Origin of the sequence: Bacillus sp. FJAT-29790 (assembly GCF_019039215.1) — a bacterium.
In the GTDB taxonomy this organism is placed as follows: domain Bacteria; phylum Bacillota; class Bacilli; order Bacillales; family Cytobacillaceae; genus Cytobacillus.
On record NZ_JAHNZZ010000005.1, the window covers coordinates 12,920 to 38,381 of the forward strand.

The following is a 25,462-nucleotide window of genomic DNA, read 5'->3' on the forward strand; positions in this document are numbered from 1 at the left end:
ATCATTTACGATAAAAAAACTTTTTTAGAAGTAATTTATTAACGGTTCAATCGTTTATATCTGTTTATGTTCGATGATCTCAACAAATTTTGTTGAAGCTGGTGATAGAGGAACACTTTTCAAAAAACATACCCCTATATTTCTCATTGGTATTTCTTCAATTATTTGTACTTCATACAATAATTCATTTTTTATATCCTCTTGGGAAAACTCTTTAATCACACATGCAATTCCTAAATTCATTTTGGCAAACTCCAATAATAATTCATGGGAGCCTAATTCAAATTCCGGCGAAATCTTTATCCCATTAGAGATCAGATAATCTTCTACAAATTTTCTGGAATTTGATTTCGGCTCAAGTAGGATTAATGGCAGTTTTACTACTTCATCAAGGCTCATTGGTTTGGATAAAAGATCCTTATATTTCTCCCCGCAAACAAAAATATCATGGATATCAATACATGGGATTAGTTCTAATGTGGGGTCATCAATAGGAAAATTGCAAATGGCAATATCAACCCCTCCCGATTTCAGGATCGAACAGATCTCCAACGTGGTACCATTAACAATTTTAAACTTAATATTCGGATATTTATTATGAAAAGCTTCTAAATAAGGAAGTAAAAAATGTCTAGAAATCGTATCACCCACACCGATCTTTAATTCCCCTGTCGTTAAATTCTTAAACTCTAGAATCTTTTCCTCCCCGGCCTGAATTAAATTAATGGCCGAATGAACATATTCAAATAAAAGGCTGCCCTCATTTGTTAAAGTTACCCCTTTAGGTGTTCGATTAAAAAGGCGTATATCTAATTCATTTTCTAATTGCATGATCGCTTGGCTAACAGCTGGTTGTGTCATGTAAAGGTCTTTTGCTGCCTTAGAGAAACTTTCACTTTTTCCTACCTGACAAAATACTTTATATAAATCTAATTTGCCTATCATATAAGCACCTCTTATACCTACCATTCAATATTGTCATTTTACTTATATCACTAAAATCGTGTATATTACAAGTAAGGACATAATAAAATAACTTTATTAGTTGAGTTTATTTCATTATGTATTAAACCTAACCGAAAAACGAATAAAGTTAATCAAATATATAACATCATTCTGTATAAAACGAACATTATATACTATTAAAAAAAAACGTTCGTTTTTCAATCAAAAAGATGCTTAATGAAATTCATTCGGTTAATAAGGAGCGATCGTATTGGAAAGAGTAGTTGGAACAGTTGCCAGAGGTCTTCGCTGCCCGATCATCAATCAAGGGGACAATATAGAAGAGATTGTTGTAGATAGTGTGTTAAAAGCTTCAGAAGTTGAAGGCTTTAAAATTAATGATAAAGATATCGTTACTATAACAGAATCAATCGTTGCTCGAGCTCAAGGTAATTATGCGACAGTTGATCATATCGCTAAGGATATTCGTTCCAAGTTTGGTGAAGATACGATTGGCGTCATATTCCCTATTTTAAGTCGTAATCGCTTTTCCATCTGTCTTCGCGGGATTGCAAAAGGAGCCAAAAGGATTGTATTAATGCTTAGCTATCCATCCGATGAAGTTGGGAATCATTTAGTCGATATGGATATGCTTGATGAAAAGGGAGTTAATCCTTGGACAGATATTTTATCAGAAAAACAATTCCGTGATCATTTTGGCTATAATAAACATACTTTTACCGGTGTTGATTATATTGATTATTATAAATCGTTAGTTGAAGAATACGGTGTTGAATGTGAAGTTATTTTTTCAAATAATCCAAAGACAATTTTAGATTACACTAAAAATGTTCTTACTTGTGATATACATACGAGATTCAGAACGAAGAGAATTTTAAAAGCCAATGGCGGAGATAAAATTTATAGCCTAGATAACATCTTATCAGAGTCTATTGATGGCAGTGGCTGTAACGAAGCTTATGGGCTGCTAGGAGCAAATAAATCAACTGAAGATGGGATTAAACTTTTTCCGCGTAATTGCCAGCCTATCGTTGATAAAATCCAGCAAATACTTAAAGAAAAGACGGGCAAAAATGTCGAAGTCATGGTTTATGGTGATGGGGCATTCAAAGATCCAGTAGGTAAGATTTGGGAGCTTGCAGATCCAGTAGTGTCCCCGGCTTACACATCAGGACTTGAAGGTACACCTAATGAAATAAAGTTAAAATATCTTGCTGATAATAACTTTGCTAATTTAAAAGGGGAAGAACTTAAACAAGCGATATCTCAATTTATTAGCAATAAAGAATCTGATCTTGTCGGATCAATGGAAGCACAAGGGACTACACCAAGAAAACTGACTGACCTTATCGGTTCGCTATCCGATTTAACCTCTGGAAGCGGAGATAAAGGCACACCGATTGTCTTTATCCAAGGTTATTTTGATAACTTTACGAAATAAAAGGTGACAGGCACCGCACAAAAGGCTGACCATTATTTAGGTCAGCCCTTTTTATATATTCTTATTTATTCATACTGGCAAGAAAATCCCCCAGAAGATCATCAAAGTTATTTTCTATTTCAATATTCTTTTCTTCCTCAGGCTGCGGCTGGTTTTGTTTTGCGGTTTCCCAATTAAAAGCACTTAAGTCATCATCTGAAAAATCAACATCGGATGAAACTGCCGTCTCTACTATAAAGCTATCACTCTTTGAAATTTCAATCTTACTTTCACTCATCGCTTCCTCTTCTTGCAGATACAATGCCTGATTTATATCCAATGAGCCACTATTCATTGAAGCAAGTAATGAAGTAGACCGAACCGGATCAGATAACAAATGATAAATAATACTTCCCAGTAATGCCTCTGAGTGTTCATGCTTCAACCAATCTCGTTGGGATTTGCTTAATTTTTTTGGCAGGGGAATCGTGATTGTCTCTCTTTCCCTTGAATAGGCATTTCCCACTCCTTGCAACACAAACTCGGCCATTTTGCTTGAAAAATTCCTTCTTTCAGTTTCCTTTAACTTTTGCAAATGCTTTAGTAAATGGTCAGGTGTATTAGATGGGACACGGAAAGAAATCGCTTGGCCCCTCTTAATCTCACTCGAAGCGGATTTTTTCATATAATCACCTTAAATCAGTTCTTTACCGGCTCTTGAACTGCCTTTTGCTTCTCTGTTTTCCTCACAAAGTCAGTGATTAGCTTATAGTAGGCATTTGCCATCATCCAAATACTCTCTTTTTCATCCTCAAAAAATTCTATATTATATCCGTCCAAACTATTATTTAATGCTTTAATATATTCTTTTAATACGTTAGACCCTCCACCGACAAAATAGCAAATTTCAGTTTGTGAGTTTTTCTGCCACACATTGCGCAATAGGCGGTATTGCTTTTTGGCTAATTCTAGAAGAATCCGATCAGTAATATCATGAACACTCGTCCGGCTTCCTTTCACCATAATATGATTCCGATCATTTTTCCTCGTAATAATCTCGACCACATCGCGGCGGCTGTCTAATTCTACCCCATGTTTTGTTCTAATTTCTTCTCTAACGGCCTCAAGTGATTCTGATACACCGAGGTTAAATCCTTGCGCCTTATCATCATCGACATTTCGATTCTTAATAACTGCGATATCTGTCGAAAGGCCCCCGATATCTTGAATAAGGATTCTCTTATCAATTAAATCTTTATTAATGATTTTTAAATTATTATCCATGACAAGATTAATATAAGCGGCAAATCCTTCAGGATAGACCTTTACTTCATTAAATTTAATATTTACTTTCAAACCTTGGTATTTAGGTGTGACGAGAAATTCTACTTGATGGACAGACCCAACCAATTTCGAGCGGTACCCCACATCTTTTCCTTCTTTCACCTCACGAAGGGGGAGGCCGGTTCCTAATGTATAGTTGGCATCAATGACATTTTTCGAGCGAGGAAAAACATTTGCATTCTCCGCTCTAACGGCATCTAACGCCAAGGTTGCAAACAGCATCACCAATGTTTGGTCTTCTTCTGATTTACTGCTTCCAGGGTCTAATTCGGTAGCATTATTACTTTTAGTTGCTAAATGACTGATACGGTATATGGCATTATTCTCTTTCAAAGCAGGGGAGTGCACCTTTATATGAATACCATCTAAAGGATTTTTATTATTTAATTCTTCAATCCCAATGACTGGACGGTCTTCCGTGTCTCTTGCGACAATGTTAGGAATATTTAATTCGTATTCTAATTCCCCAAAAATAGCCTTAATCGAGTCATTTCCAACATCCACAGCTGCAATTCTCGTTTTAGACAAAAGATCATCCCTTTTCATTTAATAGATTTATTTTTATAAGAAGTTATGTATTAACAAGCCTCTCTTATTTAAGGTTAAAGGGATATAATAAATTCTTCAATGATTACCACTGAAAAGAAATATAATCGTAAACCTGTAAACATCTTGTAAACTGATTGCTTTTTGTACACATTTTCGTAAACTTCGATAACAAACGCGTACAATCTTGCTTCCAAAGGATGTGGACGCATTCGTATACAAGTAAACATATATGCACACAAACGTTTACGTTTCGTAAACTTGTAAACAAATTTGTAAACATTGGATGAATATCTTTATCTTTGCCCTAATCCTACCATCAGAACAAAGAATTCCCATGTGGAGAAACAAGATACCGATTTATAGGGGATAAAATAAAAAAGTTAAAACAGGCCCTCTATCGATGATAAATTGATAAAGGACCTCTCTAACATCTAGTTTCGGGGAATTTTGCAGTTACTTCTGGTACGAGTCTCCATACCCCTTTTATTAACGATTATATATATGAGCAGCAAAGTCACTATGTTTAAATAATCCGGACTGAAACAACGCCCTCGGTCTGGCTGATTTTTTCCTCTAAACCTGGAATGATATCGCCGTTTACTTTATTATCAATGTCAATAATCGTATAGGCATAATCCCCTCGGCTTCTGTTCACCATGTCAGCAATGTTCAAGTGATAATTTGATACAGCAGATGTAATCTTGCCAACCATGTTTGGAACGTTTTGGTGGAAAACTGTCAAACGGCGCTTTCCTGTATAAGGGAGAGAAGCGTTTGGAAAATTGACTGAGTTTTTGATATTTCCTTTTTCGAGAAATTCCTTCAGCTGGCGAGCCGCCATGATGGCGCAGTTCTCCTCCGATTCATTCGTAGACGCACCAAGATGAGGGATTGGAACAGCGTTTTTCATTTTTAACACATTTTCATTCGGGAAGTCTGTAATATATTTACCAACTCTTCCGCTTTCGAGTGCTGCCGCCATGTCCTTTTCATTCACAAGCTCACCGCGAGAGAAGTTCAAAATATGAACGTCATGCTTCATGATGCTAAAGGTTGCTTCATTAAACATCCCTCTTGTGTCTTCTGTAAGTGGAACATGTACGGTAATATAATCAGAGTTGGCAAACAACTGTTCAATCGTCATCGCGCGCTGTACATTACGGGACAAGTTCCAAGCCGTATCGACAGAGATGAACGGGTCAAAGCCGATTACATCCATGTCTAAATCGAGCGCATCATTCGCAACAAGCGCACCGATCGCACCTAGACCGATCACACCTAGTGTTTTCCCCTTAATTTCTTTACCAACAAATTGCTTCTTCCCTGCTTCTACAAGCTTTGAAATTTGTTCTCCTTCACCCGCTAATGTTTTAACCCAGCTCACACCGGCAAAAAGATTACGGGATGAGGCCATTAATGAGGTTAGTACAATTTCTTTAACCGCATTGGCATTAGCTCCAGGAGTATTAAAAACAACAATTCCTTGCTCTGTACATTTGTCGACAGGAATATTATTGACACCTGCCCCTGCTCGTGCAATTGCCTTTAACTGATTGTTGAACTCAATTGAATGCATGTTAAAACTGCGAACAATAATGGCATCAGGATTTTCACTGTCATTGTCGATCGTATAATGATCGTTATTAAATACATTTAACCCGCTTTCAGCAATACTATTTAATGTTTTTATTGTTTTCACTTTCTCTAAAGTTAATGTGCTCATAGTGTTGTCTCCTCTTTATATATGATGGTTTTAGAATTTCTTTTATTCGTTTTCTATTAATCTTAGACAATATGGAAATAAAAAAAGAGACTGGTGTTCTCCAATCTCTTCAAACGACAAAAAATAACAAATAGGTATTTGTTACTCTTCTGTCCTTTTGCCTGAGATTTTGAACCCTTCGGCGTTGCAGTTATCCTGCAATCTCTCCAGAAGCTGCTCCTGTTATAGTGTGATCCATAACAATCATAGCCTTCTAATTATTTAGTTTTTGGTTGTTTTAGCCTACAAAGGTTGCCCGTTGATTTCCGCTGCAGGCACTTGCTTTCCGCGGGGAGGGACGGGAGCCTCCTCGGCGTTACAGCCTGCGGGGTCTCCCGCTTCCCTCTAGTCCCGCAGGAGTCAAGTGCCCTCCGCTCCAATCAACTCAGATTTATTTGATAAAAATCACGTTATAATAGCAACAAACTTTACGAAAACAGCCTAGTTTTTTAAAGCGGAAAATGGCCATAAATCATTTTTTTCTATACTAATGTAAAGATATATCAACCTCTTATTCGGAACCATCTCCCCCTAATAAACATAAAGAGGTAAGAGGAAAATCCCCTTACCTCAGCCCAGGCGAACGACTATTCGACACTATGTGCTCCCCCACGGTTATCCGTTTTCGCCAGTTACACATAGCCTTTTTCATTTGTTTCATCTTAACAAATTCTCTAGCAACCTTCAAGCCAAAAGATGTTTCTATATTAAAAATATTTAGTTAGGTTATCTGATTTCAGTTCTCCAGTTTCCCCTTAACATCCATTCCTTTACTGTGCTTCACCTTTCTCCATGACTGCAAAATAATTTCCTTCAGTATCCGCAAAATTAAATACTCTGCCAAAAGGCATCGTCATAATATCCCCAACTGTAACATTTTTATCGGAAAGGTCTTTATATAATTGATCGAGTTTTTCCGTGAAAAACATTAACGATGGAGTGCCAAGATTTAATTCCGGCTGCATTTTAGCAATAAGTTCCTTATTGTGGAGAATGATACTCGTTTCTGCATCCTTTGTTGGGGCAATTTCGACCCATCTTAATCCTTGGCCATTATCTTGTTCAGACACTACGATAAATCCCGCTTTTTCTGTCCAAAATTTCAATGACTCATCTTGGTTATTGACATACAACATAATTTGTCCAATTTTATTAATCATCTTCTTCTCTTCCTTTCAGCTAGTTAGTCTGTTTTTACATATTTTCAATTTGCTGTTTTCGTAAACTTTGTTGCTATTTTACAAAAAAGAGGTCTAGTTGATTTCCGCTCCAGGATGCTCGCTTTCCGCGGGGCGGGCGATGAGCATCCTCGGCACCCTGTGCCTGCGGGGTCTCACCTGTCCCGCTACTCCCGCAGGAGTCTCGCACCTTCCGCTCCAATCAACTTCATACAAAACCTATTTAAAAACAACAATCATTTAGAAAATAGCCTTCATTTTTAACAAAATACTAATTGTAAAACATGATAAAGCGTCAACCTTATTGAGAAAAGCGGAATGCTCCTATTTTCTCTAATGCTTAAAATCAGGTACCGCAAAAGGTTCGGTAAGGGATTGTTGACGCAGGCAATGTGGAGTATTCTGCCTGTTCGGCGGTGTGAGCGTAAGGGTCCGAAAGAACATCCAAAAGCCGATCCATCACGCTGTAGTCTCCATGTTCCACTGCGGCTTCAAGCGCTGCTTCTACCCGGTGGTTCCGTGGGATGAGCGCAGGATTGCTGTTCCGCATCAACTGATTCGAGGAAGCTTTCGATTCCTGCTGTCTACCAAGCCTTGCCTGCCAGAGCTTATGCCACTGAGCAAATTCTGGGGTCCCAAATAGGACCGTATCCTCATGTCTATCAAAAGTAAATGCGCGAAAGGTATTGGTGTAGTCCGCACGATACTTCTCCATCATATTAAGGAGGTCATTAATAAGAGTTTCATCCTGTACCTCTTCGTTAAATATCCCCAGTTTTGCTCTCATTCCCACGAACCAATTAGAGTGATACAACTCAGTAAAACCTGAAATCTCATCTTGAGCCAGTTTGACAGCCTGCTCCTGATTATCATGCAAAAGCGGCAATAGCGTTTCTGCAAATCGCGCAAGATTCCACCCGGCAATAAACGGCTGATTGCCATAAGCATAGCGGCCTTGAATGTCAATGGAACTGAATACCGTAGCCGGATCATAAGCATCCATGAAGGCACAAGGACCATAATCGATGGTTTCTCCGCTAATGGTCATGTTGTCAGTGTTCATCACCCCATGAATAAAGCCAACGAGTTGCCATTTGGCAATAAGCTCAGCCTGACGCTTGATCACTTCCTGCAGTAGCGAAAGGTATCGGTCCTCTGCGGCTTCAATGTCTGGGAAATGACGCTTAATTGTATAGTCAGCTAGGATTCGGAGTTCCTCGGGTGTGCCCCATTTTACAACATATTGAAAGGTACCAACGCGTAGATGACTAGCAGCCACACGAGTCAGAATTGCACCAGGCAGATCGGTTTCGCGTATTACTGGCTCCCCGGTTGTCACTACTGCTAGACTACGGGTTGTAGGGATTCCAAGCGCATTTACTGCTTCGCTAATAATGTATTCACGCAGCATGGGTCCAAGTGCCGCTCGACCATCCCCCCCGCGGGAATATGGCGTTCTCCCCGAACCCTTAAGCTGAATATCAACCCGCTCACCTTGGGGCGAAATCTGCTCGCCTAGCAGCACAGCTCGGCCGTCTCCTAACATGTTAAAATGCCCGAACTGATGCCCCGCATAAGCTTGAGCAAGAGGTGAAGCACCTTCTGGAATCATGTTACCAGCAAGCACCGATACGCCATCTTCACTTTGCAGCTTCTTAACGTCCAAACCGAGGGATGCTGCCAACTGATTATTGAGAATGATCAGCTTCGGTGAGCGTACGGGGGTTGGGTTGATGCCAGAAAAAAATGATTTCGGCAGACGGGCATAACTGTTGTCAAAGTTCCATCCTGTTTCTTTTGTCATAGTTTCTCCTTTACTTCTTTCGTCATTTTTTCCCTAGATAAAAACCATAAACCTTTTATGTTACTTTTAGATATCTATATTCCGTCAAGACACAAATGTAGTCCCTCTTTAATGTCTACTTCTTCCAATTTATTATACCGTTTTCGCCGAAAGATAGCGCTCTTTTAAGTAAATGTTAATTGCAAATGTGACTTTCCTTTCAGGTGATTGAGGAATTTATTCAGACAATGATGCAAGAATTGAGTCAACAGCAAAGGGTTATCAATCAATTAAATAATTTAAATATGGCTTCCTGTCTCAGACAGCAAAATTCTGCCTCTTCAACTTTATTGCCTATATTTACGGTACGGCTTACCGTTGGATTCATAATAAACCCAAATATGTAAAAAATGATAAATGGTTAAATCTGAAAACTATTTTTGCTCTAGTTTTACTTACATTGTCGTATTAAATTCGACTAATTTATGTTCATATTACCCTCCTTTTGTATTTTTACTTCAGTACAGCTAGCTGTATAATTCAGAAAATAGAAATAGTCCATCCTTTTGTTCAAGGACAGACTACCTTTCCCCTCCAATTTCATCACAATTGGATTAATTAATTATTTTAAATAAAAAAATGGAATTGACTCATTTAGTTACACCCGACCAAAGGCCACCATCAAAAACCTTTTATTTCCTTATTAATCCTGAGCAAGGCTCATGCCTTTACTTTAAATAAATTAATAGGCTGCCTCTAAAGAGTTGCATTGAGACAACCTACATTTACAAATTAGCAAAAACCTCATTTACTTATGATACGGTTCTCCGTAATGTATCTAAATGAGGTTATGAAACCGAATTGAAATAGTTTTTTTCAATATTGCTTTCTTTGACGCTCACATTTAAAAGGACTAGCAACAACTGATGTGTCTATAGTCTTTTTCTAATTATTTGAGTGGCACCGGATGTTTATCACACAAGTTTATGTTCTTGGATAAAACCTTTTAAAATATCGCTTAGGTTTGGACTGCCAATCTCATCTAAATCATAGTGTACACGTGTACATGGTTTATTAATCGAAATAATGCGTGTTAAATCGATTGGAGTGCCAATGATTACTGCATCACAGTCAGCTTTATTAATTGTTTCTTCAAGATCTTTTAATTGCTGTTCGCCATATCCCATCGCTGGAAGGACATTTTCAACATGTTTGTATTTGTTAAACGTGTCAGTGATTGTACCTACCGCAAATGGACGTGGGTCAATGATTTCCTTCACACCCAAACGTTCCGCCGCAACTGTACCTGCACCAAGTTTCATCTCTCCATGTGTCAATGTCGGACCATCTTCAACGATTAACACGCGTTTTCCAACAATACTCTCAGGGTCATCAACAGTTATTTTTGATTCAGCTTTAATAATCGTGCTATTTGGATTTGCGAATTTTATATTATTTTCTACGATTTGAACGGCTTCCTTAGCTGCACTATCAACTTTGTTAATGATGGCCACGTCAGTTGTTCTTAAGCATACTTCGCCAGGGTAATATTTCAGCTCATGCCCTGGGCGATGTGGGTCTAAGACAGTAACAGCTAAATCAGGCTGAAAGAAAGAGAAATCATTATTTCCTCCGTCCCATAAAATCACATCACAGCCATCTGGATCATTTTCAGCTGCTGCCAAAATATCAGCATAATCAACACCAGCATAAATAATATTTCCTCGTGCCACATGTGGTTCATATTCTTCCATTTCTTCAATCGTACAATTATGTTCTTTTAAATCTTCCACTTTCGCAAAGCGCTGAACACGTTGGGCATTTAAATCGCCGTAAGGCATCGGATGTCTCACTGCAACGACTTTTAAATCATGCTCCATCAGCGTTTCGATAATTTTTCGCGACGTTTGGCTTTTTCCAGTTCCAGTTCGCACAGCGCAAACAGAAATGACCGGTTTATTACTTTTTAACATCGTGCTGTTTGGTCCAAGCAGTGTGAAATTAGCACCCGCTGCATTCACGATCGCGCCTACGCCCATCACATCTTCGTAATTAACATCACTATACGCAAAAATACATTCATCTACTTGTAACTCTTTAATCAACTCTGATAATTGATCTTGTGAATAAATGGGAATCCCTTCTGGATATAGTTCGCCCGCTAATTCACTTGGATATTTACGTCCATCGATATCTGGAATTTGTGTTGCTGTAAAAGCAACAACATTATACGCTTCATTATTACGATAATACGTATTAAAATTATGAAAATCTCTTCCTGCCGCACCTATAATAATAATATTTTTTCTTTTCATAGCACTCTCTCCTATAATTTCAATGAATTATTATAATTATAACCACGAATGTATATTAATACAATAACTTTTTCAAAAGTGCTAGAAATTAATAAATATGGATGCAAATAGACGATGATGTGATGTTCGAACTAAAAATCGAGCCCGAGATATAACCGTATTGCTTCTACAGAATTACAAACAAGAGTTAGAAGGACGTTATCAGACGTATATATCTATTGAACAGACCATTATCAATCACAAAGATAACGAAGAGGATTCATTGAGCGTGGGGAAAGTAAAAAAATAGTTACCCTTCTTTATCAAGGCTGATATTTATTAATATATAAATTCATACCCCCTCAGATTTATAATCCATATCCCCTAATACAAAAGAAATTAAATTATCAAGATCTTGAAAGGATACCTCTTCAATTTCTATGATTTCACCACTCTTTTGTAATTTAAACTGCTACACAATTCATTTTTACAACCTAATTAGTACTGCTTGGTCTACTACACAATCAAACTTTGAAAAAACACATATCTTAAATCATCATACAAAAGGAGGTGATAAAGTGGTACAAGTTCTTGATTACCAAGCAACTCAACCTCTAAGCCGTTTTACCCCAGCGAGGGCTTTTACGATTCCACAAGCTCCATTTAGAGTTATTTTAGCCTCGATTCGAATAAACATCCCCGCCAATGCTTCAAGAAATAATCGTGTTGAGCTAATTGCATCCGTGGGGGTGGAAGGAATTACAAATATTTCCCAAATTGTATTTAGAATCTTTCGCAACGGGAGAGAAATCTTTAATACTCAAGATGGGGTAGAATCAGTAGGTTCAGAAGTAAACTACACCTTTACTTTCCAAGCCATTGATTCCAACTTAACATCTGGCGCTAATTTTTATCAGCTTACTGTTGAGAATATTACACCTAACACTCAATCAAACGTTGTTGGACCGATTTCTTTTAGTGGACTAGCTGTAAAAAGATCAAATTAATCGCTCTATCTATGCTTAGATCCACATTTGAATCAAAATAAACAAAGAGAGTACCCTGTTCCATTAGGGCACTCTCCTCCTTCACGATATTATACATTTACGTTTAAATATTTCGCAGGTTCCGTTCGATAAGCACTTACTGCGGATGAATCGAAATTAACTTGCTAATAAGGCTGGGAACTCATTCCCGCTAATTTCTGTTCGATGTTCAATGATGTATTGAAGCATGAACATGATTTCGTTTTTATCCATTTCCCCTAAATGCTTATTTGAGAGCTTGCTAATATGCAAGTAAATTTTTTCTAAAGATTGATAAGCATTATCTTCTTTTTCTTTTTCAAAAGTTTTGATTGCGTTCTCCAATTGAGCAATAAGCGTTGTTTTAATTCCTTTATTCCCATCCGCTTGTTTCACTAAAGAAATCGTATTTTCGATTGATGCAGATGTAATGGATACCTCAAGAGTTTTCGTCTCTGAAACATTATGCACTTTATCAATCGCACGGTATTGAATAGAGTTTTTACCTTCTTTATTGACAGTTATCCCCTCATCATAACGTTTCCAAGTGACACCGTTATCTAGACTATACTCAATATGCGAAACCCCGATACCTGCATCTGTTGCTGCCAAGGATACTTTGACTTCATGAAGATACGATCCATCTCTCAAGTCAGCCCCGTGTAAAACCGCATCCATCAGTTCAGGCGCCTTGAAGTCTTCCGAGATTCTTCCTTCCGCTACATATTGGATTGGTCCAATAAAGCTTTTCACGAAATTTACAGTGGCTTGTAAATCTTCAGGTCCTTGAACTGGGTCATTGCCATATTGGCGAATTTTATATTTATCAGTCCCATGTTCATACATATAATTGTTGACAGTAAGCGTATAGGTCCCATTCTTATCAATTGGTGTTCCATCAGGAAGATAGATATTCACTACTTTATTTTTCTTACTATCCCATGCATAAGAGAATCCTCCAATGGAGACGTCCGGCCCATAGGATGAAAACTGAGCATTTAATATAGGCTCCAATGCTGATCCTGGAATGGTGACCGTAACCAGTGTGTTATTAAATGGCTGGATATTGAAAAGATTCTCCCAAGTAATTTCGCCTTGGGCCAAAGCGTCACGTATTCCCCCGCCGTTCATTAAAGCAAAATCAGACTTCATTTCAAAATTCATTCCGTCTGCAATCAAGTTTCCTAAAGCATTGTCACCAATGATGCCCTTAATAGGGTATCCGCCATTCATTGGAGTGGTAGCATAACCCACTACTTCTTTCAATTTTGGTCCAACCAATTCTTTATATTTGGCTAAAATTGCACTAACCTCTGGATCAGGGGTTGCACCTTCTTGAATAACATCAACGATTTCCGCATTTTTTTCAACAATGTCACCTGTAACACGATCAATTTTCAAATCAATATCCGCAAAGGATTTTCCATACTCCCAAGCTTGGACAATAAGTTTGTTGTCTACAATCGCATTGAGTTTCACATGATTATGAGCAGCAATAATGACATCTACCTCGTCATCTACGTTCTTCGCTAAATTTGCAATTTGACCAGTGGCCGTTTCACCGCTTTGATTTCCAGGAACGTGAGCTAAAACGACAATTGCCTTAATTCCTTGTGCTTTTAGCTCCTCCGTATATTTATTAACAGCTGCTGCTTCGTCCGTGAAGCGAATATCCTGAATACCAGAGGCCATCACCATATTAGGTGTTTCAACCGTGGCTACACCAATAAATCCAATTTTGACACCATCTACTTCTTTAATAGCATAGGGATCTAATATAAGCTTTCCAGTATCTTTGTATTCCACATTAGCGGCAACAACCGGGAAGTTCATCCCTTTATATCCTTTTGTGCCGTTTGGGTGTTCTCCGCCATATACCATCCGAAGAAGTTCTTGTGTACCTTTATCAAATTCGTGGTTACCTACAGTTCCTACATCAAATCCGATTGCTTCCATGATTTCAACTGTAGGCTCATCTCGAAGTAAGGCTGAAACGGGAGAACTGCCACCAATCATATCTCCAGAATGGATAATTAGCGTGTTATTAGGATTGGTTGCTTTACGGGCTTTTAAATAAGTAGCCAAATAATCAGCACGTCCATAATTTACATTATTAATCGTTCCTGTTACATCAATCTTGCCATGTAAATCGTTTACAGAAAGTAATTTAACCGACACTGTATCTTCTGCATGTGCACGAATGGCGAGACTTGAGAAGATTGGTAGAACTAGTAGAGCAATAACTAGTAAATTTATAAATCTTTTACAAAATAGTTTTCTCATAATTTCACTCCTCCTATTATGTATGACCCCATATTAATCCGGTAATTTATATAGAAGGTTAATTCCATGTTAATTTCATGTAAACCCCCGGAAAATAATCATTTTTTCCTAGTGCCATGATTTACGAATAGTTTCATAGTCCCGTTAATATGAAACTTTTAATACTTGGATAATTAGTTCTAAATATTTCGAAATCCCAACTCCATAATTTCCCTATCCTCTTCCATAATCATATGAAAAATGTGGACGGCTAAAAGTTAGACTGTAAACAAAAAAAAAGCTCTATTTAAGAGCTTTTTGTTTTTATCCACAAAATACATATATGAGTGATTTCTCTCAACCAGAGCCTTGCAAAAAGTTCATTGCAAGGCTCTATCTTAACGAAGTATTTTAACCATTTTAAGCCTGATTCTTCAGCATAGGAAACACAAGTTTATTTATGCGGATTTTTAACGACTGGTCCGAATACAGGGATATTATCATACACTTTAGGATCAGCCTGATAAACTTCGCCTGTAATAAATCCGTTTAATGTTTCATAAAGTCCTTCATATGTCTGTTTTATCATCATTCCACTTGCTTTTTGCCCCGTATCATAGTTAGAGCCGCCTCGAATTTCATAAAGCATAGTTGGTGTCCCATTTAAAGCAAATGTTGATATTGCCATCGCTGGTACATTCAATTCCTCATAACGAGAGATATTACCATAATGTGATTGCCCTTTTTGGAGCTTTTGATATACTAATGCACCAACCCGCTTTGAAAGATTTAATACCTCATCATCTACCTTCCAAAACACACCTTTCGCATCATAATACCCTTTTTCAGCTATCGGTACATTTAAAATGGCCAAGGTGGACATCTCATCACTATCGTCAGAAACTGTATAGGTTGGATATGTGTGATGAAGGTCAATAAATAATTCTGGTTCAAGTGCTTTATATAGATCACGCATCGCACGAGATTCCGGAGTTACAAAAAAACCTTCGCTCCCTCTCCATCCTGATACCGATTGTCCTGGCAATAGATGAGCTGTAGATGAATTTAATTCGAAATTTAAATCCGGATTAAAGTCTCGGTTAATGTCAAACCCAGGATTTCGGTAATACCAAGGTGGGACCGTTGATGCCTCTAATCCAAACTCACTTTGGTTCCAAACTTGTTTGTTGTAACGACTTGGTTTACGCTTTCCATCTACGACTTTACCTACAACGCCTTCAGGATTTAACATTGGAACAACCCATACCGATAGGCTGTCACGCATCTTCTGAACCTCTTTACTATTAACTGTGGCTAAAGTTTTAATTAATTCAACAGAGGAAATGACACCTAGTTCTTCATCTCCATGCATTGACGATTGGATAAGGATTCCTTTTTTGTGTGGATCGTTATCACCAATCTTTGCAACATAAATCGGGTATCCGGTTTGCGTAACACCAGCTACCTCCAGCTTCATTATTCCTTTAGACCTAGCTTCAATATTCTTAAGCTCTTTTTCCAATTCTTCAGGAGTGTACATTCTTTGAAGACTTACTTTTTGTTCGGGTGTTACCCAAGGTCCATTTGGTTCGGTTTTAGCATGAGAAGTAAAAACAAAAAGATTAGAGACAACTACACAAGCCAATATCATTTTCCAAAGTTTTTTCACCGTTAACAAACTCCCCTTATTAAATTTATTTACTGTTAATCCAAGGTGAACAAACAAAACCGGAAGATATGAATTAGATTTTTTATGCTCCAAAGTCTTTGAACCCTCAACTATTCTAATCTAATTTTCTCCGTCCCCTAAAAGTGGCGATACCTATTACCCTTCTTATGTCTTCATCAACATACACTGCCTCCTTTAAACAAATATAGGAGTTAAATTCAACAAGGATTTTAATCTACCTGCAAATATATTAAAAACAGAAACAAATACCTATATTTTCTAATAAAGCCCATATCTATCTAGGAATAAGCTCACATACCACTAAAAATAACCAAATGCACACAGCACGAACAAACATGACAATCCAAATTTCCATTTAATCGCTGGTGAACGTTATAATCGTCACATCTACTGCAACATCCACACCTGGTAATGGTATGGGTACCGTTAAACCTGACATTATCCCCCTGTTCTAAGTATTCTTTATTAGGTTTAGAACTTATTCTAAATAGTGTTTTTTATCGAGCAAACTACACTATTTTTAGAAAGTTTTTTAAAATAAAATGAACGAATTATTCGAGTTTTGCATCTAATCATTAAAGGAGGTATGAAAATGGATGAAATCGAACTTGCCAAACAAGCGATTAATGGAAATGAAGCTGCTCAACTTCAGCTTTTAAATTTATATAAAGAACCCATGTATCGAGTTGCTTATAGCTATATGCAAAATGAACATGATGCCAATGATGCTCTGCAAGAAATGACGTATCAATGCTTAAAAAACATTCATAAAGTTCAGACGCCCCAGTATTTTAAAACATGGCTTGTGCGTGTTGTTATTAATACATGCTTAATGATGAAAAGACAGCAAAAGCGAATTATCGTAACGAATGATCTATTGCAACAGCCTCAGCATATGACAGAGCTATTTGAACTAAATGATGTAATTTCACAGCTACCCATTGAACAGCAGGAGCTTGTTCATTTGAAGTATTTTAGAGATTTAAAGAATAGTGAAATTGCAACGCTACAAAATATTCCTGAGGGTACTGTTAAATCAAGATTACATAAAACGTTAAAGAAACTTCGGCATTTATTAGGAGAGGGGGGCCTTTCATGAGTCAGTTAGATAAACAACAAAGATATATGGAATTACTTGAATCAGTGCCAATGGAAAAATTACAGTCAGGAGCTCAACTTACTGCATACAAACGATTAAAAAAACAAAGAACTCGTCATAAACGACTTTTACAAGCCACAATTGCTGCTGCCATTATTATGATTGCTTTAATCGGATCCATTCGGGTGTCCCCAGCTCTTGCACATGCAGTCGCACAAATTCCTGGGTTAAAGCCACTTGTTGAAATGATTTCTTTAGATAAAGGAATTGAAGATATTTTAATCAACGAATATTACGAGCAAATTAATGCGAGCCAAACAATTTATGGAAAAACGCTGACAATTACAGGTGTTATAGCAGATGAATCCGGGATGATCATTTCCTACAAATTGAATTCGGATGAAGATTTGACAATTTTCAAGGGCGTAAAAGCAGAAGTTAAACAAAATGATGAACTAGTAAATTCAACAGTTGGAAGTAGCTGGACAGCGCTGCCTGAGGGGACATATGAGGTCGAAAATACAATTGACGTTGTTGCAAGCCAGGGGATGGACTATTCATCACAGGATTTCGCGCTTATATTATCGCTTCGTGATCGTCCAGAAACAGTCTTTAAAATTCCATTTATGTTAAAAAATGAAATTAAAGCCTCTAAACGATTTCCTATTAATAAACGCTTAATCATCGATGGGCAACGCTTTACAATCCATGAGCTCATTATTTCTCCGATTAGATCCGAATTAAAGATGTCCATTGATCCATCAAACTCAAAGAAAATATTAAGCTTTGAGGATATTCGTATATATGATGAGCAAAATGAAGAATGGGGGAAAATTCGAAACGGTTTCGTTGGATTAGGCAATTATGAAGACGAACAATTTAGTATCATGCTAGAAAGTAATTATTTTCGTATCCCGGAGAGTATTACAATTGAACTGAGAGAAATTGAAGCAATTGATAAAGCCGATGAATTTATTGTGATCGATTTTGAAAATAAAAAAATTATTAGTCAGCCTGCAAATATTAATATCGAGCTTGAAATAAAAGATAACCTTGAAATTCAATACAAAGTATCTCCATATAAAAAGAATGAACATAAAGGGTTATTTAGTAATTTTATTGATGCAAACAGTGAAGTTTATAATTCATATAGTATTTGGATTTCAGAGCGTGAAAACCATATGTTAATTGGGCAGCTATTTGAAGTGGAAAATGCAGAAAGGCCTCCAGTTAATCCAGTAAAGCTCAAGGTATCACGCTATGAGCAATATTTAAATGGCATAGGGAGTATTCAAGTTGAACTTAAATAAGGAAAATAATTTATAACTATTTTAACAAAGCGTTTTTTTTTTGTACTTGATGTTTCAACAACCTTTAAAAGCCTATATTTCATTTATTAGAAACTCCAAAGAGCCGATTCAAGAAATGTTCTTGAGTCGGTTTATTTAAATATTACTGAAAAGCCTTTATTTACTTATGATACGGTTCACCTTAACTATTCAAAGTGCGGTTTTATGAAACTAATTCAGACGGTCCATCGAATTTAAACAGTTCTTAACCTCTTTAACTCTGCCTATACATTAAAAAAATTAATCCATATTATAAACAGGAAAGCTATATTCCTTTTTTAAGGAGGCATCATATGTTTTTAAAGAAATTTGTAGATCCCTTACCCATTCCTCCTGTCTTAAAGGCAAAAAAAAAGCGTAATGGGATCCCATACTATGAGGTAACGATGAAGCAAGTCAAGCAAAAGTTACATCGAGATTTGCCGCCGACTACCGTTTGGGGTTACAACGGTATGTATCCTGGTCCGACAATCGAAACACAAAGAAATCAGCCTATTGAAGTCAAGTGGAAAAATAATTTGCCTTTTGAACACCTGCTGCCTGTTGATCGAACCGTTCACGGTGCGGAATCAGATAAACCTTCTGTAAGGACAGTTGTCCATTTGCATGAAGGGCGAACTAGTCCCGGAAGTGACGGATATCCAGATGCATGGTTTACACAGAATTTTGAAAGTGTTGGGCCGAAATTTGCACATGAAGTCTACTATTATCCAAATTGCCAACGCCCTGCAACACTATGGTACCATGATCACGCCGTTGGAATCACTCGTTTGAATGTTTATGCAGGGCTAGCGGGCTTATACCTCCTCAAAGATAAAGATGAGGAAGAATTGAACCTGCCTAAGGGGAAATTTGAAATTCCGCTAGTCATCCAAGATCGTTCGTTTTATCCTAATGGTGAACTATTCTATCCAACTCAGCCAGGCCATGAGCCACCTTCCAAACTACAGCCCAATCAACCATTAGATCCTAAATTACCAAACCCATCAGTTGTGCCAGAGTTTTTTGGCAATACCATCTTAGTCAATGGAAAAGTATGGCCCTATCAGGAGGTTGAACCACGAAAATATCGGTTCCGCATCCTTAACGGATCTAATTCTCGTTTTTACCGTATACGTCTGAATTCCGATTTAGATTTTGTCCAAATTGGCACAGATGGAGGGCTTTTAGAAAAACCGATTACAGTATCCCAAATCATCCTTGCCCCGGCTGAACGTGTCGATGTCATTATCGATTTTTCTAACCATAAAGGCCAAAGTATCATCTTAACGAATGACGCAGAAACCCCATTTCCTAACGGTCAAAAGCCTTCCGTTAACCTCAGACAGATCATGCAATTCCGTGTCAAACAAAAGCTATCCAAACCTGACAAAAGTAAAATTCCAGCAAAGCTAAGTTGTTTGGAACAACTTGACCCGAAAGATGCTGTAATCGTACGAAAAAACACCTTAGTTGAAGCGACTGATGATTTTGGGCGTCCAAAACTATTATTAAATAACATGATGTGGGATCAGCCGCATCTTACAGAAACTCCATTAAATGGGACCATAGAGATTTGGGAGCTTTACAATACTACTCCAGACACCCACCCTATTCACTTGCACCTTGTTAATTTTCAAATTTTGAATCGTGCGGCGTTCACTGGTAATCCAAATGGTCCTAATCTTTCAGTCAGTCCACCACAACCACCAGATTCGAGTGAGAGGGGATGGAAAGATACGGTTCGTGCCAATCCTGGGGAGGTTACCCGTATCATTGTGCGTTTTGGACCATTTACAGGAATTTACCCATGGCACTGCCACATTTTAGAGCACGAAGATCATGAAATGATGAGAATGTATGAAGTTCTTGAAAATCAGAACTTTAACCCGTGTGAAACATTTGCTGGTGAATGTACTAATGATTCTTTCTCTCAGTGTTTTATCTCAGGTAAAAACTCCAAACATAAGTATTTTAATTTCTGGACCAAAAGCTGACACCTTTATTTCCTTTAGGTGTCAGCTTATTAATTTCATTACAGTTTACGATCAAATAGAGGTAAATTGCGCATTTGTTTCTAAAGATTTACATCGTAAAATGATTAAATTTTCGTCTTATATAAATAAGCACCACAATTCATAGATTCTTAAACCTTAAAGCGATTGACGGCTTTACTCAGTTCCTCACTCAATTCTGTCAACGTTTCCGCTGCATTCGTCACGGACTGGATGGCACGCAGCTGTTCGTCCGTCGAGGCGCTTACTTCTTCGCAAGCTGCTGCTGTTTCTTGTGAAGTGGCCGCCATCAGTTGGATCGTTTCTGTTACGTCGACATTGTGTACCGCGACTTTTTGGATTTCTTCGTAGACTGAATCGATGGAATCTTGCATATCCCCCATTAGTGCTGAGATTGCGCTAAACGTCATTCCAGTATCGTTGACGACAGTGCTCTGGCGTTGGAAGTTTTCACGTGTTTCATTCATTTGCTCAGTGACGAGTCGGGTTTCTGCTTGAAGCTCTTGAACTGTCACTTTTACTTCTTCTGTCGAGCTTGCTGATTGTTCGGCGAGTTTGCGAACTTCCTGGGCGACGACTGCGAAGCCTTTACCGTGTTCGCCTGCGCGGGCGGCCTCAATGCTTGCGTTTAGAGCAAGGAGGTTCGTTTGTGCTGAGATTTCAGTGATGGTTTCCATCACTCCACCGATTGCTTTTACTTTATCTTCTAATACACTAACAACCTCGGACATAGATTGTAAGTGACTTTCCCATTCGGAGAAGGAACGGGTCAATGCTTGCATTTGTCCCTGGCCGTCTTTATTCATTTCACCGGCTTTCGTCGCAATGTCTGTCATGATGCTAGCTTTGACTGTGATTTCGTTGATTTGATGGCTCAATAAATCGGCTCGACCTGTAACAAGCTCTGCATCTTCCGCTGATTTTGAAGCACCGTCTGCAATTTCACTGACTGCATTTGCAACTTCTGCGCTTGAAGCATTTGTTTCTTCAGCGACCGCACTGAGGCTTTCGGAGTTTGCCCGCACATTTTCAGCAGAGCTGTTGACGACAGTAATGATTGAGTTCATATTTTCAATCATTGTATTGAAGTTACTGCCGAGTTCACCGATTTCATCTTTCGTCTTAATCGTGGAATGAACTGTCAAATCACCGTTGGAAACCGAATCCATCAGTGAATTCAATTCCTGAAGCGGCTTGATGGTGCGACTGATTATGACGTAAAGGACGATAAAAAATAAAAACAATGTCACAAGCACTACGCTAATCATAGAATTTCTCAAATTGAAGGCAATTTCGTTAATATCCTTTTTCAAATAAACCGCAGAGATTTTCCAGTCGAGCTTAGGAATCGTTGCGAACACATTTACGCGATCTTCACCTTCGTGCTTGTATTGGATGGAACCTTCATTCTTGTCTCCTGTAAATATTTCTTCTATGTAAGGGAGATGCAATAGATTTTCGCCTTGCAATGTCGGATGGACCATTGCGGTTCCTTTTGAATCAAAAAGAATTGAGTACCCATTATAGCCAATTTTAGTTTTGGATACTGTTTCGACCAACGAAGCCATTTCGATATCAATTCCAACGACGCCCACGAGCTTACCGTCTTTCTGAACAGCTTTCATAGCACTGATGCCATACTCGCCCGTTACCCGATCAATACGTGGTTCCGTCCAGTAGACTTCGTTAGGATTCGCAGCTGCTTCCTGATACCATTCATAGCTTGTCGGGTCATAATCACTTCCAAGGTCGACTTGTGGAAAGGTAGGCATTTCTTTCGTTGGAAGAGCGAAATAGACTAGAGTAGCTTCTTTATATATTTTCATGAATTCAGAAAACTCTGCTTCCAATGCTATATTAGAGGATTTATTATCATCGTCATTAACCAAATAATTGGTTACGGCATGAGAGTAGGACATTTGGGAGAGTCCATTGTCATACAGTTGTAAAAAAGCCTCAATGGAATTTACCATCTCATCTACGAGCCCTGCGCTTTGGTCAATGAGATTTTTTTCTGTTTCTTTTTGCACTTGAAAGCTACTAATGGCGGTCATTACGGTTACGCTGATAAGAAATAGGACCGTCACCGATAATATGATTTTTGTCTTGATAGACTTGAACATAGTACACCTTCATTTCCTTTTTAGTTAAGTTGGATCACTATATAACTTTCGGTCTATATACCCAGTTGTTTAGGAATGAGTAAATAAAAAAATAATTTTTAATAATCATATGATTCTCGTTAATTCCGGTAGCAGGACTCACACATACCTCACTATATAAAGAAAGCAAATAATGCTGAAGGGCCTGTATCCGAGTCGGTACAAACGTAATGAATATAAGCACTGAGGAAATTGTCGCGGATTTTGCCTGGGTTAGTATGGATTAGGAGAAAAACCGAAGTTTCTTAAAGTAGATCAAGTACTACAAGGAATTGAGCCGATTTTAGATGGAATTCGAAGATCATCCTTTATTTACGATTTCTTATTACAGTTAATGAGCCTCCCTTTATAAAATTATAGAGAAATCCTTATTTACTTATGATAAGGTTCACCGTGATGTGGCTAAATGAGGTTTTTTAAAAAATAAATAAAGGGGAACCAAATTTAAAAATTATCAACTCTAATTATTGGAAAGCATATTTTTATTTAGGGAGAGTTGTACCTTGAATATCAAAAAGATTCCTGTTTTATTCATTAAATATTTTATTTTATGGGAACCATTTGTTGCCCACATTCACTCTAATAAATGTAAATGAAAAGAAAGGAGTGACGGGATTGGATACAAAGATGGAATTGGATGTAATAAAAGCACAAAAGGGTGACCAAGAGGCCTTTATCCGCCTCATCAAAGCAATGGAATCTAGTTTTTATCGAATAGCTTCTACTATTGTGAAATCGGATAGTGATAGTCTGGATGCTGCTCAGGAAACGATTATAAAGGCGTATCTTTCCCTCCACACGCTTAAGGAGCCAAGATACTTTAAGACTTGGATTATCAAAATCTTAATAAGAGAATGCACCCATTTATTAAGAGTAAGGAATAAGTTTGTTCCTTTGGTACCAGATATACATTCACATCACTATGAAACTTCTATAGAAGAAAAGTTGGATATGAGAGATTGTATAAGTAAATTGGAAAACGAATATCGGATTGTCATTTCGCTCTTTTATCTTCAAGATTTATCCATTAAGGATATTGCTGAAATAATCGATCAACCGGAAGGAACGGTTAAATCAAGATTAAGTCGTGCAAGGAAAAAGCTTGAAAAATGGTTAACCAAAGACAATGAATCCGGAGGTATGGGATATGAAAGAATCTAAATTGGATAGAGAACTGAATGCATTTATTAAAGAACATAGAAATAGTGAGGTACCAGCTGCTTTTAGCAAAGGGATTGATCAAACATTAGCCGACTTATCTGCTTTTGGAAATAAACCTTTGCAGAAGAAGAAGAAGAACTGGCTCTATGCAGTTGCGGCAACAGGTTTTCTTGGAGCAGGCATATTGGGTTCCGGCTTTGCTTCCCCCGCCATGGCTGAGATGCTCACCAAAGTTCCAGGTTTAAACTTTATCTATTCGGCTGTTTATAAGGATGTATCTAAGGAAAGGGAAGATCCGCATTTGTTAAGGGGCGCATTGTTTGGCTATGGCGAAAAAGGTGCTTTTAATACCGCAGGTGGAGATATTGAAGTAAAAATGTTCTCTGATTATACGGAAGAGGTAGAGAATTATATTGGAATGAAAATCCCCCACCTTGACAGAAATGCCGACCATTTAACTATTAGGGTAGATAAATACGGTGAAAATCAGTTCGAGATTCTCGAAATGGGATATCTAAACGGTGAGGATGTCATTTTAAATATTGTTCCTTATGCCATAAATTCTCCACAGTTTGAAGGGGAAAGTGTAAGTCCTGTTATTAAATCCGCCGTTGATATAAATGGAGTAAAAGCTGATGTTCTCTCTTATCAATTCAGTGAAACCGATAAAGAAAATAGGACGAATTATATTACATGGAAACGAAATAAATTTACTTTCGTTTTAGCTGGTACAGCCTCCATCAATAAACTCACTAGCATTGCCAAAGTTCTCGATGAACAGGCTATCATTTTAGAGAAGAATGAATGAAAAATTTTAAAAGACTACCTATCATCTCTAAATATAGCATATTAATGGTGTTATTAGCATAGGTCAAGCCAGATAAGCCTAGGTTTTAATAGAGCCTAGGCTTTCCCTTGCACAACGTAATACAAGGCGGATTTTAATAATAGGTTTACACTAAATATGATTATGTTTGGGATCAATATTTAAACTTGCTGTTTCTTTATGAATTTTAGTTTTTTGTATCATTCTAAAGCCGAATAAAACTCGTAACAAGTTAAATCTTCGAATAATAAAGTGATATAAAATCATTGTTATTATAAACGCTATTGGTACTAAAAACGCCACCAACAGGTACTTCCCATTCCAAGTTATAGATTTATGAAGATTAAAAATAGGCTGTATAGAGGACATTCATATTCAAACTTCCTATACAGCTTATTTTTCATTTATTTTATAAAATCCCAAAACCTCATTTACTTATGGTAAGGTTCACCGTGAAACATCTAAATGGGTATTATCTATTATTTAATTTTATTGTATGTGCCTTCTAATAAATCTGTCGTCACCGAAATAATGACTTTTGATGTAGCAAAAACATTCAAAGTATTGAATCGTTACTCATTATCAAACACTAAATAGC

17 protein-coding genes, 1 pseudogene and 2 riboswitches are annotated in these 25,462 nt (G+C 37.6%); of the genes and pseudogenes, 7 read left to right on the top strand and 11 right to left on the bottom strand.

Annotated elements, in window-relative coordinates; translation table 11 throughout:
* Nucleotides 1-54: 54 nt before the first annotated feature.
* Nucleotides 55-945 carry a LysR family transcriptional regulator gene (locus tag BGM26_RS20120; RefSeq protein ID WP_217042076.1) on the bottom strand — a complete coding sequence of 297 codons (891 nt, stop codon included), beginning with the start codon at nt 943-945 and terminating at the stop codon, nt 55-57.
* Between the two features lie 271 nt (nt 946-1,216).
* On the opposite strand from BGM26_RS20120, the gene BGM26_RS20125 reads away from it, so the two are divergent.
* Nucleotides 1,217-2,407 (top strand): coenzyme F420-0:L-glutamate ligase, encoded by a 1,191-nt coding sequence (locus BGM26_RS20125; RefSeq protein ID WP_217042077.1) that lies wholly within the window; start codon nt 1,217-1,219, stop codon nt 2,405-2,407.
* Nucleotides 2,408-2,468: 61 nt separating this feature from the next.
* Here BGM26_RS20125 and BGM26_RS20130 read toward each other — a convergent pair whose 3' ends face one another.
* From BGM26_RS20130 to BGM26_RS20155, 6 genes are all read right to left on the bottom strand, one after another.
* A complete protein-coding gene (locus tag BGM26_RS20130; protein ID WP_217042078.1) occupies nt 2,469-3,071 on the bottom strand; it encodes a hypothetical protein in 603 nt (200 codons plus the stop codon).
* Between the two features lie 14 nt (nt 3,072-3,085).
* Nucleotides 3,086-4,258, bottom strand: a complete 1,173-nt coding sequence (locus tag BGM26_RS20135; RefSeq protein ID WP_217042079.1) for a ParM/StbA family protein — start codon at nt 4,256-4,258, stop codon at nt 3,086-3,088.
* 544 nt (nt 4,259-4,802) lie between these two features.
* A complete protein-coding gene (locus BGM26_RS20140; RefSeq protein WP_217042080.1) occupies nt 4,803-6,002 on the bottom strand; it encodes a phosphoglycerate dehydrogenase in 1,200 nt (399 codons plus the stop codon).
* A gap of 139 nt (nt 6,003-6,141) precedes the next feature.
* Nucleotides 6,142-6,222: riboswitch (glycine riboswitch) on the bottom strand.
* A 385-nt stretch (nt 6,223-6,607) separates the two neighbouring features.
* A riboswitch (ZMP/ZTP riboswitch) is annotated at nt 6,608-6,687 on the bottom strand.
* 124 nt (nt 6,688-6,811) lie between these two features.
* Nucleotides 6,812-7,201 carry a VOC family protein gene (locus BGM26_RS20145; RefSeq protein ID WP_217042081.1) on the bottom strand — a complete coding sequence of 130 codons (390 nt, stop codon included), beginning with the start codon at nt 7,199-7,201 and terminating at the stop codon, nt 6,812-6,814.
* Between the two features lie 364 nt (nt 7,202-7,565).
* Complete coding sequence (locus tag BGM26_RS20150; RefSeq protein WP_217042082.1) at nt 7,566-9,023, bottom strand: protein adenylyltransferase SelO; 1,458 nt, start codon at nt 9,021-9,023, stop codon at nt 7,566-7,568.
* Between the two features lie 953 nt (nt 9,024-9,976).
* On the bottom strand, nt 9,977-11,317 hold the full coding sequence (locus BGM26_RS20155) for a cyclic 2,3-diphosphoglycerate synthase (RefSeq protein ID WP_217042083.1): 1,341 nt from the start codon (nt 11,315-11,317) through the stop codon (nt 9,977-9,979).
* Between the two features lie 557 nt (nt 11,318-11,874).
* Between BGM26_RS20155 and BGM26_RS20160 the strand changes: the two genes are divergently transcribed.
* On the top strand, nt 11,875-12,303 hold the full coding sequence (locus BGM26_RS20160; protein ID WP_217042084.1) for an exosporium protein C: 429 nt from the start codon (nt 11,875-11,877) through the stop codon (nt 12,301-12,303).
* 156 nt (nt 12,304-12,459) lie between these two features.
* Here BGM26_RS20160 and BGM26_RS20165 read toward each other — a convergent pair whose 3' ends face one another.
* Both BGM26_RS20165 and BGM26_RS20170 read right to left on the bottom strand, forming a co-directional pair.
* Nucleotides 12,460-14,604, bottom strand: coding sequence for a bifunctional metallophosphatase/5'-nucleotidase (locus tag BGM26_RS20165; protein WP_217042085.1), 2,145 nt, complete (start codon nt 14,602-14,604; stop codon nt 12,460-12,462).
* A 433-nt stretch (nt 14,605-15,037) separates the two neighbouring features.
* Complete coding sequence (locus BGM26_RS20170) at nt 15,038-16,252, bottom strand: M14 family zinc carboxypeptidase (RefSeq protein WP_217042086.1); 1,215 nt, start codon at nt 16,250-16,252, stop codon at nt 15,038-15,040.
* A gap of 613 nt (nt 16,253-16,865) precedes the next feature.
* On the opposite strand from BGM26_RS20170, the gene BGM26_RS20175 reads away from it, so the two are divergent.
* From BGM26_RS20175 to BGM26_RS20185, 3 genes are all read left to right on the top strand, one after another.
* On the top strand, nt 16,866-17,372 hold the full coding sequence (locus BGM26_RS20175) for a sigma-70 family RNA polymerase sigma factor (protein ID WP_217042087.1): 507 nt from the start codon (nt 16,866-16,868) through the stop codon (nt 17,370-17,372).
* The gene (locus tag BGM26_RS20180; protein ID WP_217042088.1) at nt 17,369-18,682 is read left to right on the top strand and encodes a DUF4179 domain-containing protein; all 1,314 of its coding nucleotides are present in this window, start codon (nt 17,369-17,371) and stop codon (nt 18,680-18,682) included. Before BGM26_RS20175 ends, BGM26_RS20180 begins: the two co-directional genes overlap by 4 nt.
* A gap of 332 nt (nt 18,683-19,014) precedes the next feature.
* Nucleotides 19,015-20,697: a multicopper oxidase family protein gene (locus BGM26_RS20185; RefSeq protein ID WP_217042089.1), complete on the top strand. Its 1,683-nt coding sequence runs from the start codon at nt 19,015-19,017 to the stop codon at nt 20,695-20,697.
* Nucleotides 20,698-20,846: 149 nt separating this feature from the next.
* On the opposite strand, the gene BGM26_RS22060 is transcribed toward BGM26_RS20185, so the two are convergent.
* Complete coding sequence (locus BGM26_RS22060) at nt 20,847-21,794, bottom strand: methyl-accepting chemotaxis protein (protein WP_483297831.1); 948 nt, start codon at nt 21,792-21,794, stop codon at nt 20,847-20,849.
* Nucleotides 21,792-22,838 (bottom strand): annotated as a pseudogene (locus BGM26_RS22065) (cache domain-containing sensor histidine kinase); the annotation flags it as partial. The pseudogene BGM26_RS22065 and the gene BGM26_RS22060, both read right to left, overlap by 3 nt.
* A 654-nt stretch (nt 22,839-23,492) precedes the next feature.
* On the opposite strand from BGM26_RS22065, the gene BGM26_RS20195 reads away from it, so the two are divergent.
* Nucleotides 23,493-24,038: a sigma-70 family RNA polymerase sigma factor gene (locus BGM26_RS20195; RefSeq protein WP_217042091.1), complete on the top strand. Its 546-nt coding sequence runs from the start codon at nt 23,493-23,495 to the stop codon at nt 24,036-24,038.
* A complete protein-coding gene (locus BGM26_RS20200; protein ID WP_217042092.1) occupies nt 24,025-24,846 on the top strand; it encodes a DUF4179 domain-containing protein in 822 nt (273 codons plus the stop codon). The genes BGM26_RS20195 and BGM26_RS20200 overlap by 14 nt, the downstream gene beginning before the upstream one ends.
* Nucleotides 24,847-25,462: the final 616 nt, after the last annotated feature.

Coding starts and splice junctions, on each gene's coding strand:
- BGM26_RS20165 (WP_217042085.1), bottom strand. CDS start 14,604: ATGAGAAAACTATTTTGTAAAAGATTTATAAATTTACTAGTTATTGCT.
- BGM26_RS20145 (WP_217042081.1), bottom strand. CDS start 7,201: ATGATTAATAAAATTGGACAAATTATGTTGTATGTCAATAACCAAGAT.
- BGM26_RS20200 (WP_217042092.1), top strand. CDS start 24,025: ATGAAAGAATCTAAATTGGATAGAGAACTGAATGCATTTATTAAAGAA.
- BGM26_RS20130 (WP_217042078.1), bottom strand. CDS start 3,071: ATGAAAAAATCCGCTTCGAGTGAGATTAAGAGGGGCCAAGCGATTTCT.
- BGM26_RS20180 (WP_217042088.1), top strand. CDS start 17,369: ATGAGTCAGTTAGATAAACAACAAAGATATATGGAATTACTTGAATCA.
- BGM26_RS20155 (WP_217042083.1), bottom strand. CDS start 11,317: ATGAAAAGAAAAAATATTATTATTATAGGTGCGGCAGGAAGAGATTTT.
- BGM26_RS20175 (WP_217042087.1), top strand. CDS start 16,866: ATGGATGAAATCGAACTTGCCAAACAAGCGATTAATGGAAATGAAGCT.
- BGM26_RS20120 (WP_217042076.1), bottom strand. CDS start 945: ATGATAGGCAAATTAGATTTATATAAAGTATTTTGTCAGGTAGGAAAA.
- BGM26_RS20150 (WP_217042082.1), bottom strand. CDS start 9,023: ATGACAAAAGAAACAGGATGGAACTTTGACAACAGTTATGCCCGTCTG.
- BGM26_RS20185 (WP_217042089.1), top strand. CDS start 19,015: ATGTTTTTAAAGAAATTTGTAGATCCCTTACCCATTCCTCCTGTCTTA.
- BGM26_RS22060 (WP_483297831.1), bottom strand. CDS start 21,794: ATGATTGAAAATATGAACTCAATCATTACTGTCGTCAACAGCTCTGCT.
- BGM26_RS20140 (WP_217042080.1), bottom strand. CDS start 6,002: ATGAGCACATTAACTTTAGAGAAAGTGAAAACAATAAAAACATTAAAT.